Source organism: Modestobacter sp. VKM Ac-2977, from assembly GCF_026968045.1.
In the GTDB taxonomy this organism is placed as follows: domain Bacteria; phylum Actinomycetota; class Actinomycetes; order Mycobacteriales; family Geodermatophilaceae; genus Modestobacter.
This window is the reverse complement of sequence record NZ_JAPVBQ010000002.1, coordinates 825,832-839,278: the sequence shown is the minus strand read 5'-3', so window position 1 is coordinate 839,278 and position 13,447 is coordinate 825,832. Positions and strand designations below refer to the sequence as shown.

Below are 13,447 nucleotides of genomic sequence, written 5' to 3'. Positions count from 1 at the left end.
GCGAGCAGCCGCACGCCGACCGTGACGAGTACAGGGCGACCGGCGGGCGGGGCTGGCCGGCGCGGTCGCGGGGTGGTGCGGGGTCGCGGGGTGGTGCGGGGTCGGCCCGCCGTGTGGCGGGCCGACCCGGTGGATCAGCGGCGGTCGGTGTCCCGGACGCCGTCGACGTCGCTCTCGATCTGCTCCTTGCGGACCGTGTCGGTCACCGTCTCCTGCTCGGTGACCGTCTCGGTGTCCAGGCGCACGCGCTCGACGGGGACGGTCTCCTTGGCGACGACCGGACGCTCGGCGTGCAGCACGACCTCGTGCTCCTCCTCGGAGATGGCCGGGCCGGCCAGCGCCTCGTCACGGTTGGCGTCGGTGATCGGCTCGCGCTCGAGCCGGACCTCCTCGTGCGAGACCGGCACGGTCGTCGTCACGTCCTCGGTGACGACGTACTTGCGCAGTCGCGCCCGGCCGGCCTCGACCTGCTGGGTGCCGACCCGGATCTGCTCCTCGGAGCGGGTCATCGCGTCGTCGGTCGTCGGGCCGGACGTGTCGTGGCCGACGGTGCCGTGGCGGTTGGCGTCGGTCCCGACCGTGTCGGTCCGGGCGGTGTCGACCCGGGCGGTCTCGGTGGCGATGCCGACGCCGTAGTAGCGGTAGAGCTCGGTCTCCTCCTCGGGGCTGAGGTGACCCTGGTCGGCGTCCACCCGGGGGGCGTCCTTGACCTTGGACTTCTGGTAGGGCACGCGGAGGGTCCCGTCGGCGACCGTGGCGTCGGTCAGCGGGACGAAGGTCTCCGAGGTGCCGAACATGCCGGTGCTGACGGTGGCCCACTCGGGGCTGCCGGTCTGGTCGTCCAGGTAGACCTGGCCGACCTTGCCCAGCTTGTCGCCGTCGGCGTCCACGGCGTTGCTGCCGATGATGGAGGTGATGTCCTGCTGCGTGATCACGGGCGTTCCCTTCCAGGGGTTCTGGGTGGACCGGTGCGGACCGTCTCGGGACGGCCGGTCGCCGAACGCCTCTGTGCCCGACCGTTTACGCCGTAAACGGGAGCAAGGTCAGATTCCCGGATCCTCCTCGGCCGGGGCCGGGTGCGATCAGAGGTCGCCGACGTCGCCGCCGGAGTTCTTCGCCTCGTGCAGCACCCGCTCCAGCCGGTCCAGCAGGTTCTCCAACGACTCCTCGAACTCCGCCGCCGACTTGTCCTGACCGAGCAGCGGCTCCGCCCGCGCCAGGCTCGGGTACTCGGCGAGGTCGGTCTCCCGCTGGGCCTGCGGATCGCCCTCGGGCTGGTCCAGCAGGCTCACCTGCGCGCCGATCTGGGTGACCTCGAGGAGCAGGTGGCCGAGCAGGAAGCTGGAGTAGGCGCGGTACGCGGCGACGGCGGCCTGGTCGGAGAAACCGCCGTCGTGCAGCGTGCCGAGGAAGGACTCGACCAGACGCAGGCTGCGCAGCGGTGGGCGCACCCAGGGCGCAGCCGGCGGACGGCTGGCCACCAGCGGGAAGACCGCCGGGTGGGCGAGGGCGATCCGGCGCATCCCGTGCGCCAGCCGGACCAGGTAGTCCTGCCAGCCGGAGTGGTCCCCGATGTAGACGTCGTCGCCGTCCTCGTCGTCCCAGAGCGTCTCCACGACACGGTCGACCACCCCGTCGAGCAGGTCCTCCCGGCCGGGCACGTAGCGGTAGAGCGCCATCGCCTCGACGCCGAGCGAGGAGCCCAGCCGGCGCATGGTGAGGGCGGCCAGACCCTCCTCGTCGATGAAGTCGATGGCGGCCTGCAGGATCTTCTCCCGGTCCAGCCCGGCCGGGCGGGTCAGTTCGCTGGCCGCCTCGGGGCCCTCCTGCACGGCCACCAGGTCAGGGTCGCGCACGTCGTCACTCGTCTGGTCACTCGTCTGGTCACTCATCGTCGCCACCGTTCACCTCCTCGTGTCCCTCCACTGTCCACGCCCTCGCCCGCTCGCGGCACGGCTGTCCGAGCAGCTACCCAGTGCGAGGGAGCTGCTCGTGCACCGGATGTGACGACCGTCATCGCCGGCCGACCGCTTGCTGTTGTTAGCACCCAGGTCGGGCTGGGCATGCAGCCGGGGTCCGGTCACACCCGACCCGTTGGAGTCCCCATGACCGACACCACCCCCCTCATCACCCAGCTCCGCGCTCTGCTGGCGCTCACCCACACCGAGGAGCAGATCGCCCGGATCCGGGTCGCCCAGGCGCGCACCGACGCCGTCCGCCGGGAGCTGGAGCAGAACGCCCAGCACGCGGCCGAGCGCCGCACCGCCATCGCCGACCAGCTGCGCGAGCTCGGCGGGGTGACCGACGTCGTCACGCCCGTGCTCGGCCGGCTCGGCGCCCTGGTCAAGGGCACGCTGGAGCAGGCGGAGCCGATCGACGAGGCGCTGCTGCAGGACCTCCAGCTGGAGCACCAGCTCCTGGACCGCGCCACCTACCTCAAGGTGCTGGCCGACACCGCCGGGCAGTCGGAGGTGCAGGCGCTGGCCGAGCGGCTGGTGACGGCACACTCGGCCACCGTCGAGTGGCTCACCGTCGTCCTCGCCGAGCAGGCCCTCGGCGGCCCCGCGGCGCTGGTGGCCACGCCGTTCCAGCGGGTGGCCGGCGGCGCCACCAAGCTGGCGAACCTGCCGGTCCGGTTCGCGGCCACCACGGTCAACCGGGCGGTGGACACCGTGCAGCACGCCGGCGAGCAGGCCGGTGCCCTCACCGGTGCCGTGCGGGAGACCCTCGCCGTCGGCCGGCTCGCCTCGCTCCGCCGGGCCGAGCGCATCGCCGAGCGAGAGGGCGACAGCGCTGCGGCCGAGGCGGTCGCCGCCACCCGCCGCGAGCTGGGTGACCTCACCGCCGACGAGTTGCCGATCACCGGCTACGACTCGATGTCGACCGCGCAGATCGCCAGTGCGGTGAAGGCGCTCGACGACCCGCAGCAGATCAACGCGATCGTCCGCTACGAGGAGGCGCACAAGGCGCGCTCCAGCGTGGTGAGCGCGGTCCAGACCCGGCTGGCCGCCCTGGCCAAGGAGGCAGTCGGCGTCGCGGACTGAGCTCCCGGCTCCAGCCCGCCGTGCGGCGGGTCGGAGCCGGGCACGTCCCGCGTCCGGCCGACCACCGTGTGCGAGGCCACTCGGTCGCGTACGAGACGCTGGTCACGATCGGGTTACAGCCTGGCGGCTTCGGGAAATGCTGATCCTCATGACCACTGTGCCTGAGGTCGCCACCACCCCCGAGGTGCTGGAGAGCGAGTTCTCGCTCGTGACCGCCGTGACCCGGCTGAACTTCCTGAGCCGGCGCGACAACGTCGCGATCGACGGCCCCAACGACCGTGCGGACGACGACGACGACTGGGCCAGCTTCAAGGCCCTCGGTACCTCGCTGGACGTCGACGAGGCCCTCGAGCTGCTCGCCCTCGGCGAGGTCGTCGCCCGGAAGGCCCACGCCCACCGTCAGCTCGGCATCCGGGCGGCGCTACGCGGCGGCGCCGACTGGCAGCAGATCGGGCGGGCGCTCGGCATCTCACCGCGGGCCGCCTGGGAACGGCACATCAGCTGGCTGGACGGCCAGGCGGCAGCGCGCCGCAGCGGGGACGTCGACGCACTGGACGCCGACGCACTCGCCGCGGCCCGCCGGCTCGCCGGCCGCCGGCCCGCCTGACCCGCTACTCGAAGTACCGCCGGGGCACCTGGACCAGCATCTGGTCCAGGTGCCCTTCGCTCGCTCCGCGCTCCCGCAGCATCGGCAGCACGTCCTGCGGCACGTGGGTGAAGTTCCAGTTCGGCATCGCCTGGGTCATCGCGGTGCGCGCCTCCCCGGGGAACCAGTCGATGTAGCAGCTGGCGTCCTGGCTGAGCACCATCCGGTCGGCGTACCCCTGCTCGGCCAGCGCGACGATCGTGTCCACCCGCGCGCTGGTCGGGTTGTAGAGGTCCAGGCCGAACCGGTCCATGCCCAGGATGCAGCCGGCGTCGGCCAGCTCCTTGAGGTGGTCGAGGTCGTTGCTGTCACCGGCGTGGCCGATGACCACCTTGGTCAGGTCGGCGCCCTCCTCGCGGAGCACCTGGACCGCCAGCCGGCCGGTCTGCGCGGCGGCCGAGGTGTGCACCGTGATCGGTGCCCCGGTCTCCCGGTGGGTGGCCGCGACGGCCCGCAGGGTGCGCTCGACGCCGGGGGTGAGCCCCTTGGTCTCGACGGCGCACTTGAGGAAGGCGGCGTGCACGCCGGTGTCGGCGATGCCGTCGCGGACGTCGCGGGTGAAGTCGTCGACCATCGGGTCGGTCGGGGTCTCGATGAGGGTTCCCGGCCCGCGGTGGGCGTACTGGAACGGGATCTCGTCATAGGTGTACAGCCCGGTGGCCACGACGATGTTCAGCTCGGTCTGCGCCGCCACCCGCTGCACCCGCGGCAGGTAGCGGCCCAGCCCCCACACCGTCGGGTCGACGATCGTGTCGATCCCCAGACCCTTCAGCTCGTTCAGCTTGGTGACGGCGTCGGCGACCCGTTCCTCCTCGTCCCACCAGTCGCCGGTGCCGTAGTTCTGCTGGTGCTCGGTGGAGAGCACGAACACGTGCTCGTGCATGAGGGTGCGGCCGAGGTCGGCGGTGTCGATCGGGCCGCGGACGGTGTGCACGGTGGGCATGCGAGCTCCCTTGCTCGACGCGGGTCAGGTCACCGGTGCAGCACCGCGAACGTGGCGACGGCATGCACCAGGCTGCGGCCATCCTGCTCGACGTCGGCTTCGCACACCGTCAGGTGCTCGCCCTGCTTGCTGACCCGGCCGGTGACCTGGAGGGTGCCGGGCCCGCCCGGGCGCAGGTAGGTCACGGTCAGCTGGCTGGTGGCCGGGACGTCGTCCTCCCCGGTGCGGCTGCGCACGGCGTGGCCCATGGCGGTGTCGACGAGGGTGGCCAGCACCCCGCCGTGCAGCGTGCCGGCCTCGTTGAGGTGCTGGTCGGTGACGTCCAGCCGCAGCTGCGCCGTCCCGTCGTCCGCCGTGCGGTCGTACACGCCCAGGGTCTCCACGAAGCTCGTGTCGCTCATCCACCGCAGCTACCCGGGGCGGTCGGCGGCACACGGTCGCCCGGTGGGAAGCGCGGGCAGGTGGTCTGATGGGGCACCCGGCTCCCAGGAGGACGACGTGCAGCAGGTGACGCTCGCCTACGGGCGCGGAGGGCTCTCCGTCGAGCTGCCGGACGACGCGGCGGTGATCACCCCGGTGCAGCACCCGGCCGCCCCGGACGTCGCCGCCGAGCTGCGCCGGGCGTTGCGCGAGCCGGTGGACGGGCCGCCGCTGCGGGAGCGGGTGCGGCCGGGGCAGACGGTGGCGATCTCCGCCTGTGACGGCACCCGCGCCCAGCCCCGCCACCTGATGATCCCGGCGGTGCTCGAGGAGCTCGACGGCATCGTGCGCACCGAGGACGTCGTCGTCCTGGTCGCCACCGGCACCCACCGGGCCAACACCGACGCCGAGCTGCGGGCGATGTTCGGCGACGAGGTCGTGGACACCGTCCGGATCGTCAACCACGACTCGCGGGCGAGCGACACCCACCGCTGGATGGGCACCTTCGGCGACGGGGTCCCGGTCTGGCTCGACGAGCAGTGGGTGGACGCCGACGTCCGGATCACCACCGGCTTCGTCGAACCGCACTTCTTCGCCGGCTTCTCCGGTGGACCGAAGATGGTCGCCCCCGGCCTGGCCGCGCTGGACACGGTGCTGGTGCTGCACGACGCGAGGCGGATCGGCGACCCGCGGGCGACCTGGGGTGTCACCCAGGGCAACCCGGTGCACGACGACGTCCGGGCGATCACCGCGGCCACGGACGTCACCTACTCCTTCGACGTCGTGCTCAACACCCGGCAGGAGATCATCGCCGCGTTCGGCGGGGACACCCTCCGGATGCACGCGGTGGCGATCGAGCGGGCCCGCGAGGTGGCGATGGCGCCGGTGGACGCGCCGTTCGACGTGGTCGTCACCACCGGCTCGGGCTTCCCGCTGGACCAGAACCTGTACCAGTCGGTGAAGGGCATGTCCGCGGCCGCGCAGGTCACTCGGCCCGACGGGCTGATCGTCTGCGCCGCCGCCTGCGAGGACGGCTTCCCCGACCACGGCTCCTACCGCGAGGTGCTCACCTCGGCGGCGTCACCGGAGGCGCTGCTGGAGCTGATCTCCGCGCGGGAGCAGACCGTGCCCGACCAGTGGCAGGTGCAGATCCAGGCGCGGATCCAGTCGGCGCACCGGGTCGTGATGCACACCGACCACCTCACCGACGCCCAGCTCGCCGAGGCGCACCTGGCGCAGACGACCGACATCGCAGCCACCGTCGCCGAGGCGGTCGCCGAGGCGGGCCCCGGCGCGCGGGTCTGCGTGCTCCCGGAGGGCCCGCAGACGATCCCGTACGTGAAGGGCTAAGGGGCGGGGAGGAGGAGGGCCTGGTCGGGGTAGCACCAGGCCCAGCGCTCGCGCGGCTCGGCCGACGCCACCACGGGGTGGCCGGTGGCGTCCCAGTGCGCCGTGGCGTGTCGGTGCGGTGAGCTGTCGCAGCAGGCCACGTGGTCGCAGCTCAGGCAGCGGCGCAGGTGCACCCACTGCCCACCGGTCCGCTGGCAGTCCGCGCACGCATCGGCCGGGCCGGGTGCCTGCGGCAGCCCGTCGGCGTGCCCGCAGACGGCGCCCCGATCCACCCGCCAGTTCATCGGCACAGCGTCATCCAACCGGGCGGAGCAGCACGGCGGTAGTCCTGAAGCGCCAGCTCTGGCACACCGGCGCCCGGCGCGGCAGGGTGGCGTCATGGACGCGCCCGCGCACGAGCCCGGAACCCGTCGATGACCGCGCCGGTCGAGACGCTCGGCTGGTGGGAGGACGGCGAACGGCTCCTCGGGACGGCACTGGGCCGGCTGACCGACGAGGAGCTCGACGCGCCGTCCCTGCTCACCGGCTGGTCGCGGCGGCACCTCCTGGCGCACCTGGCGGCCAACGCCGACGCGCTGGTGAACCTGCTGACCTGGGCGCGCACCGGGGTGGAGACGCCGATGTACCCCTCGATGGAAGCGCGGGACGCGCAGATCGACGAGGCGGCACAGCTGCCGGCCCCCGAGCTGCGCGCTGCCGTGGTCGCGGCGACCGGCCGGCTGGCCGCCGCGGTCCGGGGCCTGCCCGCGGAGGCGTGGGCAGCCCAGGTGCGGACCGCGCAGGGGCGCCAGGTACCGGCCGCGGAGGTGCCCTGGATGCGCTGCCGGGAGGTGTGGGTGCACGCGGTCGACCTGGACGAGGGCGTCGCCTTCACCGACCTCCCGGACGACGTCCTGGCCGCGCTCGTCGACGACGTCTTCCGGATGTGGGACCGCCGCGACTCGGTGCCCGACGTCGCGCTGTTCGCCGGTGACCGGGAATGGGGCACCGGCGCCCTGGCCGTCGCCGGCCCGCTGCCGGCGGTCGCGGCGTGGGTCACCGGCCGCAGTGCGGGGGAGGAGCTGCAGGCCGACGGTCCGCTCCCGACACTGTCTCCCTGGCTCTGACCCGCCGTCGGCCCGGCCCGGGCCGGTCGGCAGGCTGAGCACGTGGGGAGCGCGCAGGCCGGGGCGGTGAGCGCGGTCGGGGCCGCCGTGCTGCTCGTGGTGATGCGCGACGTCTTCCACACCCTGTGGCACCCCAGCGGGCGGGGGCAGCTGAGCCGGCGGCTGATGACGGCGGTCTGGCGGGCCGGGCGCCGGGCCCGGGCGCGTGGCCGGGTCAGCGTGCTCGCCGGCCCCCTGGCGCTGGTGGTCGTCGTCTTCGCCTGGGTGGCGCTGACCGTGGTGGGCTTCTCGCTGGTCTACTGGCCGCACCTGACCGATGGCTTCGCGCTGGGGAGTGAGCTGGAGCCGCAGCGGCGTCGCGAGTACCTCGACGCGCTCTACGTCTCGACGGTGACCCTGGGGACGCTGGGCTTCGGCGACATCGTGCCGACGGCGGAGTGGCTGCGGATCGTCGTCCCGGTGCAGGCGCTGCTCGGCTTCGCGCTGCTCACCGCCGCGGTCAGCTGGGTGCTGCAGATCCACCCCGCGCTGGTCCGCCGCCGAGCCCTGGCACTCCGGCTGTCGCTGCTGGGCCGGGTCGACTCCGTCGCCCTGCTCAGCGATCCACAGGGGCAGCTGGCCGCCCCGGTGCTGGCCGGCCTGGCCGACGACCTCGCGCAGGCCAGGATCGACCTCACCCAGTACGCCGAGACCTACTACTTCCGCGACGGTGAGGAGGAGTCCTCGCTGCCGGCCATGATCGGGTTCGCGGTCCGGTTGAGCGCCGCCGCACGCACGGCCCCGCGGGCCGACGTGCGGGTGGGGGGCGAGCTCCTCGGGCACGCCGTCGCCGACTTCAGCCGGATCGTCGACGCGCACTTCCTCAACGGCGGCGGTTCCGTGGCCGAGGTCCTGGACGCCTACGCGGCCGACCACGGTCATCGGGTGGCTGCGCGCGGCTGACCGCAGCTCAGGCGACGGGGCGGTCCCGCGGCATGGCCAGCGCAGCGAGCAGCGCCGCACCCAGCACGGCGGCACTGACCGCGAAGGCGACCTGGTAGGAGAAGGCGTCGGTGAGCCAGCCGGCGACCAGCGGCCCGGCCACCGCGCCCAGGTCGGCGACCATCTGGAAGACCGCCACGACCCGGCCGCCCCGGGCCGGGCTGACGTCGCCGACCACCGCGGCCGGCACGCTGGCCAGCAGCGAGGCGCCCAGCCCGAAGGTGGCCATCGAGAGCAGGAACGCCGCGGTGCTCGGCGGCAGCACCAGGACGGCGATCGCCGCGGTGGCCAGCCCCGAACCGAGCAGCAGCGAGGGACGGCGGCCCCAGCTGTCCGCCAGCCGCCCGGCGCGCAGCAGCCCGATCGCCTGCGCCACCGACCCCGCGAGCAGCCCGGCGCCGGCCCAGGCCACCGTCTTGCCCAGCTCCTCGGTCACGTACAGCGGCACCAGGGAGTTGCGGACGCCGAACAGCACCCAGCCCACGCCCAGGTTGGCCACCAGCGCCGCGACGTAGGCCCGGGACCGCAGCGCCGCGCGCAGCCCGCCACCCTCAGCGCCTGCGGGGGGCACGGCCACGGCCGAGGGCCCGCCGCCGCGCACCTGGTCAGCGGCGGGGTCCGGGTCGGCGGCGGGGTCCGGGTCGGCGGCCGCCCCGGCGGCCGGGGGCAGCGCGGCCGGGCGCAGCAGGACCAGCGCGACCACCCCCGCGACCAGCAGGAAGCCGCCGTAGACGAAGAACGGCAGCCGCGGGGAGACCTCGGCGAGGAACCCGCCGGCCGCCGGGCCGGCGATGCCGCCCAGGATGAAACCGCCCTGGTAGGTGGCCGCGGCCCGGCCGCGTTGGGCCGCCGGTGCCGTGCGCAGCAGCAGCGACAGGGCGGCCACGGTGAACATCGCGCTGCCGATCCCGCCGGCGGCGCGCAGGGCGACGAAGAGCGGGAAGTTGCCGGCCAGGGCGGCCGCGGCGGTGGCAACCGCGACGATCGCCAACCCGGCGGCGAGCACGGCGCGCTCGCCGATCCGCTCGACGAGGGAGCCCCCGGCGAAGGCGGAGACGAACCGGAAGAAGGCGAACGCGCTGACGGCGAACCCGACGGCGGTGGTGCCGACCCCGTAGTCGCGGACGAACAGCGGGATCGCCGGGGCGACGATGCCGAAGCCGAGGGCGACGACGAAGGCGACGATCGCCAGGACGCCGACCTCGCGGGGGAGCGGGACGTCCTTGCTGCCATGTCGCACGAGCGCCGATCCTCACACGCGGCCCGGAACGCCGCTGCGGGGCGTCAGGGGGTGAGCACGAGCCGCCCGGCGACGTCCCCGGCGCGCAGCCGGTCCAGCGCCTCGTTCACCTGGGTCAGCGGCAGCGTGCCGGCCACCGGCGGCGCCAGTTGCCCGGCCGCGGCCATCGCCACCGCCTGCTCCAGCTCGGCCAGCGTGTTGCCCACGCTGGCGATGACCCGCTGCTCGGCGACCACCAGCGCCAGCGGGCTCACCGTCAGGGCGTCGGCGCTGTAGCCGACCAGCACCAGCCGGCCGCGGCGGCCGAGCACCGCCGTCGCCAGCTCCAGGGTCGCCGTCACCCCGGCGAGCTCCACGACGACGTCGGCACCCTGCCCGCCGGACAGCCGGGCCACGGTGTCGGCGAGCTCGGCCGGGGCGACTGCGGCCACCGCCCCGGCAGACCGGGCGGCCGACCTGCGGGCGTCGTCCCGGCTGACGGCCACGACCAGGCCGCCGCGTCGGCGGGCCTCCTGCACCGCCGCCAGTCCCACCCCGCCGGCGCCGAGCACGACGACCACGTCACCGGGCTCGACCGCGGCCTCGGTGAGCGCGTGCACCGCGGTGGTGCCGGCGCAGCACAGCGGTGCGGCAGCCTCGAACGGCAGCTCGTCGGGCAGCCGGACCAGGCAGTGCGCCGGCACGACCAGCTGCTCGGCGAAGGCGCCGTCCGCGGCGAAGGCGAGCACCCCGCGCGGGGTGAGGCACAGGTTCTGCCGACCGCGCAGGCACCACCGGCAGGTGCCGCAGAAGAGGTAGTAGTACACGGCGACCCGGTCGCCCTCGGCCCAGCCGGTGACGGCCGATCCGACCGCCTCCACCGTGCCCGCGGCCTCGTGGCCCAGCGTCATCGGCGTCCGGGACGGCGCGTACAGGCCGTCGGTGAAGTGCAGTTCGGTGCCGCAGACCCCGGCCGCGCGGACATGCACCCGCACCTCGTCGGGGGCGGGCTCGGGCACCGGGACGTCGTCCAGGGCCAGGGGTCGGCCAGGTGCGTGGAAACGAGCAGCGAGCATCGAGCAGCTCCCTCCGCCGGCATGAACCGGATCAGGTGTGGACGGTCGGCGGTGGTCGTCCGCCTTCTCAGCCCGCGCCCGGGCTCCCGTGTGCGCCGCTGAAGCTACCGCAGCGGGGTGACCGGCTCGACGCGGCGCAGGAACGACCGGATCGCCAGGTGGTGGGAGAGCTGCTCGCGGTGCGCCTCGCACGCCGTCCAGGTCTTCTCCCGCTCGGGGGTGTGCACCTTCGGGTTGTTCCACACCAGCACGACGGTCGCCGGCTCCCGGCAGCCCTTCGCCGAACAGATCACGCCGGCGTCCCCGGCCGGCCCTGCGTCCTCGGTCATGGGCCGAGTCTGAGCCGGTGCACAGGAGACCGTCAGCAGGGGGTGCCAGGGTCGGTCCGGCCGCACCCCCTGACCCTGGGTGCGGCCACCAGCCCCCGCGGCCGGAAAGGAGGTCGCGGTGGGTGAGCCCGGCCCGGGGGGCGGGTAGGGCGAGGTGCATGACCGACACCAAGCCCCTCGCCCTCGTCACCGGCGCCTCCAGCGGGATCGGGTACGAGCTCGCCAAGCAGTTCGCCCAGCACGGCTTCGACCTGGTGATCGACGCCGAGGACCCGACGATCGACACGGCGGCCGCGAAGCTGCGCGCCGAGGGCGCCGAGGTGACCGCCGTCCAGGCCGACCTGCGCACCCCCGACGGGATCGAGCAGCTGTGGACCCGGGTGCAGGGCCTCGGCCGCCCGCTGGACGCCGCCGCGCTCAACGCCGGCGTCGGCCGTGGCGGTGCGTTCGTCGACACCGACTGGGCCGACGACCTGGAGGTCATGCAGCTCAACGTGGTCTCCACCGCCGCGCTGCTGAAGCTGGTGCTCGTGCAGATGACCGGTCGCAACGCGGGCCGGGTGCTGGTGACCTCCTCGATCGCGGCGACCATGCCCGGGGCCTACCAGCCGGTCTACAACGCCTCGAAGTCCTTCGTCCAGTCGCTGACCGAGGCCGTGCAGCAGGAGCTCAAGGACTCCGCCGTCACGATCACCGCGCTGATGCCCGGCCCCACGGACACCGAGTTCTTCTCCCGGGCCGACCTGGATGACACCGCCATCGGCCAGGGCCCCAAGGACGACCCGGCCGAGGTCGCCGCGCAGGGCTTCGAGGCGCTGATGGCGGGGGAGGAGAAGGTGCTCGCCGCCTCGCTGAAGACGAAGGTGCAGGGCGCGGCGAACAAGGTGCTCCCCGACTCGCTCAAGAGCTCCGCGCACGAGGCGATGGCCAAGCCGCGCGACTGATCCGCTCCGACGACGCCCCTCCCGGTCCGCCGGCAGGGGCGTCGTCGGCGCTCCGGGCGGCACCGGCTTCCGGTCAGTGGTCGGCTCCGCTGCACCGAGGCGGCGGTGAGCTGGCAGAGTCGGGGCATGGACGACGTCGTCATCTGCTCCCCGGTCCGCACTCCCGTCGGTCGCTTCGGCGGGGTCTTCGCCGGTCTGTCCGCCAACGAGCTCGCCGCCACTGCGCTGCGGGGCCTGGTGGAGCGGACCGGGCTGGGGGAGGGCGAGGTCGACGACGTCATCCTCGGCAACTGCAGCCCGAGCGGTGAGAACCCGGCGATCGGCCGGATCGCCGCCCTGGACGCCGGCCTGGGCGTGCAGGTGCCCGGCCTGCAGATCGACCGGCGCTGCGGGTCCGGCCTGCAGGCGGTCATCTACGCCGCGATGCAGGTGGCGGCCGGCGCCGGCAAGGTCGTCGTCGCCGGTGGGGTGGAGTCGATGAGCAACGTCGAGCACTACGCACTGGGGCTGCGCACCGGGGCCAAGGGCGACGGCGTCATGCTGCACGACCGGCTGGCGCGGGCCCGGGAGACCGCCGGTGGCCTCCACCACCCGGTACCCGGCGGCATGCTGGAGACCGCGGAGAACGTCCGCCGTGAGTACTCGGTCGACCGGCTGGAGCAGGACGCCTGGGCGTTGCGCTCCCAGCAGGCTGCCGGCGCCGCCATCCGCGAGGGCCGGTTCGCCGACGAGATCATCGGCGTCGAGGTGCCCGGGACCCGCAAGACGCCGGCCCGCACGGTCACCGAGGACGAGCACCCCCGCCCGGACACGACGATGGAGGACCTGGCCGGCCTGCGCCCGGTCATGGGCCGGGTCGACCCGGAGGCGACGGTGACGGCCGGCAACGCCTCCGGCCAGAACGACGGCGCCGCCGTCTGCGTGGTGACCACCCGCGCCGAGGCCGACCGCCGTGGCTGGCAGCCCTTCGTCCGGCTGACCGGCTGGGCCGTGGCGGGCGTGCCGCCGGAGACCATGGGCATCGGTCCGGTCCCGGCGACGGCCAAGGTGCTGGAGCAGACCGGGCTGACCCTGGCCGACATGGACCTCATCGAGCTCAACGAGGCGTTCGCCAGTCAGGTGCTGGCCTGCCTGGGGGAGTGGGGGCTGGGCGCGGACGACCGCGACCGGGTCAACGTCAACGGGTCCGGCATCTCCCTGGGACACCCGGTGGGGGCGACCGGTGCCCGAATCCTGGCCACGCTCGCCCACGAGATGCGCCGCCGGGAGGCCCGCTACGGGCTGGAGACGATGTGCATCGGCGGTGGGCAGGGGCTTGCCGCGGTGTTCGAGCGGGTCGTCTGAGCCCATCCGTGGGTCTCGATCGGGCAACGAGGGCGACGACCGATT

At 74.2% G+C, this 13,447-nt stretch carries 15 protein-coding genes and 1 riboswitch; of the genes, 7 read left to right on the top strand and 8 right to left on the bottom strand.

Translation table 11 applies throughout. The annotated features are described in order from the left end of the window. Nucleotides 1-134: 134 nt before the first annotated feature. Both O2V63_RS11635 and O2V63_RS11630 read right to left on the bottom strand, forming a co-directional pair. Nucleotides 135-935 carry a PRC and DUF2382 domain-containing protein gene (locus O2V63_RS11635; protein ID WP_269167680.1) on the bottom strand — a complete coding sequence of 267 codons (801 nt, stop codon included), beginning with the start codon at nucleotides 933-935 and terminating at the stop codon, nucleotides 135-137. Between the two features lie 147 nt (nucleotides 936-1,082). Further along, the gene (locus tag O2V63_RS11630) at nucleotides 1,083-1,892 is read right to left on the bottom strand and encodes a TetR/AcrR family transcriptional regulator (protein WP_269167679.1); all 810 of its coding nucleotides are present in this window, start codon (nucleotides 1,890-1,892) and stop codon (nucleotides 1,083-1,085) included. A gap of 213 nt (nucleotides 1,893-2,105) precedes the next feature. On the opposite strand from O2V63_RS11630, the gene O2V63_RS11625 reads away from it, so the two are divergent. Further along, a complete protein-coding gene (locus O2V63_RS11625; RefSeq protein WP_269167678.1) occupies nucleotides 2,106-3,044 on the top strand; it encodes a ferritin-like domain-containing protein in 939 nt (312 codons plus the stop codon). Nucleotides 3,045-3,192: 148 nt separating this feature from the next. Then, nucleotides 3,193-3,651: a hypothetical protein gene (locus O2V63_RS11620; RefSeq protein WP_269167677.1), complete on the top strand. Its 459-nt coding sequence runs from the start codon at nucleotides 3,193-3,195 to the stop codon at nucleotides 3,649-3,651. Nucleotides 3,652-3,655: 4 nt separating this feature from the next. On the opposite strand, the gene O2V63_RS11615 is transcribed toward O2V63_RS11620, so the two are convergent. Then, a complete protein-coding gene (locus tag O2V63_RS11615) occupies nucleotides 3,656-4,633 on the bottom strand; it encodes a phosphotriesterase family protein (protein ID WP_269167676.1) in 978 nt (325 codons plus the stop codon). Between the two features lie 29 nt (nucleotides 4,634-4,662). Then, on the bottom strand, nucleotides 4,663-5,034 hold the full coding sequence (locus O2V63_RS11610; protein WP_269167675.1) for a PaaI family thioesterase: 372 nt from the start codon (nucleotides 5,032-5,034) through the stop codon (nucleotides 4,663-4,665). A gap of 97 nt (nucleotides 5,035-5,131) precedes the next feature. On the opposite strand from O2V63_RS11610, the gene larA reads away from it, so the two are divergent. Beyond that, entirely contained in the window at nucleotides 5,132-6,403 is a 1,272-nt protein-coding gene (larA, locus tag O2V63_RS11605) for a nickel-dependent lactate racemase (protein WP_269167674.1), read from the top strand. Here the strand turns inward: larA and O2V63_RS11600 are convergent. After that, nucleotides 6,400-6,687, bottom strand: coding sequence for a UBP-type zinc finger domain-containing protein (locus tag O2V63_RS11600; RefSeq protein ID WP_269167673.1), 288 nt, complete (start codon nucleotides 6,685-6,687; stop codon nucleotides 6,400-6,402). The genes larA and O2V63_RS11600 overlap by 4 nt on opposite strands. Nucleotides 6,688-6,816: 129 nt before the next feature. Here O2V63_RS11600 and O2V63_RS11595 point away from each other — a divergent pair, with 129 nt between their 5' ends. Both O2V63_RS11595 and O2V63_RS11590 read left to right on the top strand, forming a co-directional pair. Then, nucleotides 6,817-7,509, top strand: a complete 693-nt coding sequence (locus O2V63_RS11595) for a maleylpyruvate isomerase family mycothiol-dependent enzyme (RefSeq protein ID WP_269167672.1) — start codon at nucleotides 6,817-6,819, stop codon at nucleotides 7,507-7,509. Nucleotides 7,510-7,551: 42 nt separating this feature from the next. After that, nucleotides 7,552-8,451 (top strand): potassium channel family protein, encoded by a 900-nt coding sequence (locus O2V63_RS11590; protein WP_269167671.1) that lies wholly within the window; start codon nucleotides 7,552-7,554, stop codon nucleotides 8,449-8,451. Between the two features lie 7 nt (nucleotides 8,452-8,458). Here the strand turns inward: O2V63_RS11590 and O2V63_RS11585 are convergent, their stop codons facing one another. From O2V63_RS11585 to O2V63_RS11575, 3 genes are all read right to left on the bottom strand, one after another. After that, entirely contained in the window at nucleotides 8,459-9,730 is a 1,272-nt protein-coding gene (locus O2V63_RS11585; RefSeq protein ID WP_269167670.1) for an MFS transporter, read from the bottom strand. A gap of 44 nt (nucleotides 9,731-9,774) precedes the next feature. Next, nucleotides 9,775-10,785, bottom strand: coding sequence for an alcohol dehydrogenase catalytic domain-containing protein (locus O2V63_RS11580; RefSeq protein WP_269167669.1), 1,011 nt, complete (start codon nucleotides 10,783-10,785; stop codon nucleotides 9,775-9,777). Continuing rightward, a riboswitch (TPP riboswitch) is annotated at nucleotides 10,776-10,885 on the bottom strand. It overlaps the preceding gene by 10 nt. Nucleotides 10,886-10,889: 4 nt before the next feature. Beyond that, nucleotides 10,890-11,114 carry a hypothetical protein gene (locus tag O2V63_RS11575; protein WP_269167668.1) on the bottom strand — a complete coding sequence of 75 codons (225 nt, stop codon included), beginning with the start codon at nucleotides 11,112-11,114 and terminating at the stop codon, nucleotides 10,890-10,892. Between the two features lie 158 nt (nucleotides 11,115-11,272). Here O2V63_RS11575 and O2V63_RS11570 point away from each other — a divergent pair, with 158 nt between their 5' ends. Next, the gene (locus O2V63_RS11570) at nucleotides 11,273-12,058 is read left to right on the top strand and encodes an SDR family NAD(P)-dependent oxidoreductase (protein ID WP_269167667.1); all 786 of its coding nucleotides are present in this window, start codon (nucleotides 11,273-11,275) and stop codon (nucleotides 12,056-12,058) included. A 126-nt stretch (nucleotides 12,059-12,184) separates the two neighbouring features. Continuing rightward, on the top strand, nucleotides 12,185-13,402 hold the full coding sequence (locus tag O2V63_RS11565; RefSeq protein WP_269167666.1) for an acetyl-CoA C-acetyltransferase: 1,218 nt from the start codon (nucleotides 12,185-12,187) through the stop codon (nucleotides 13,400-13,402). Nucleotides 13,403-13,447: the final 45 nt, after the last annotated feature.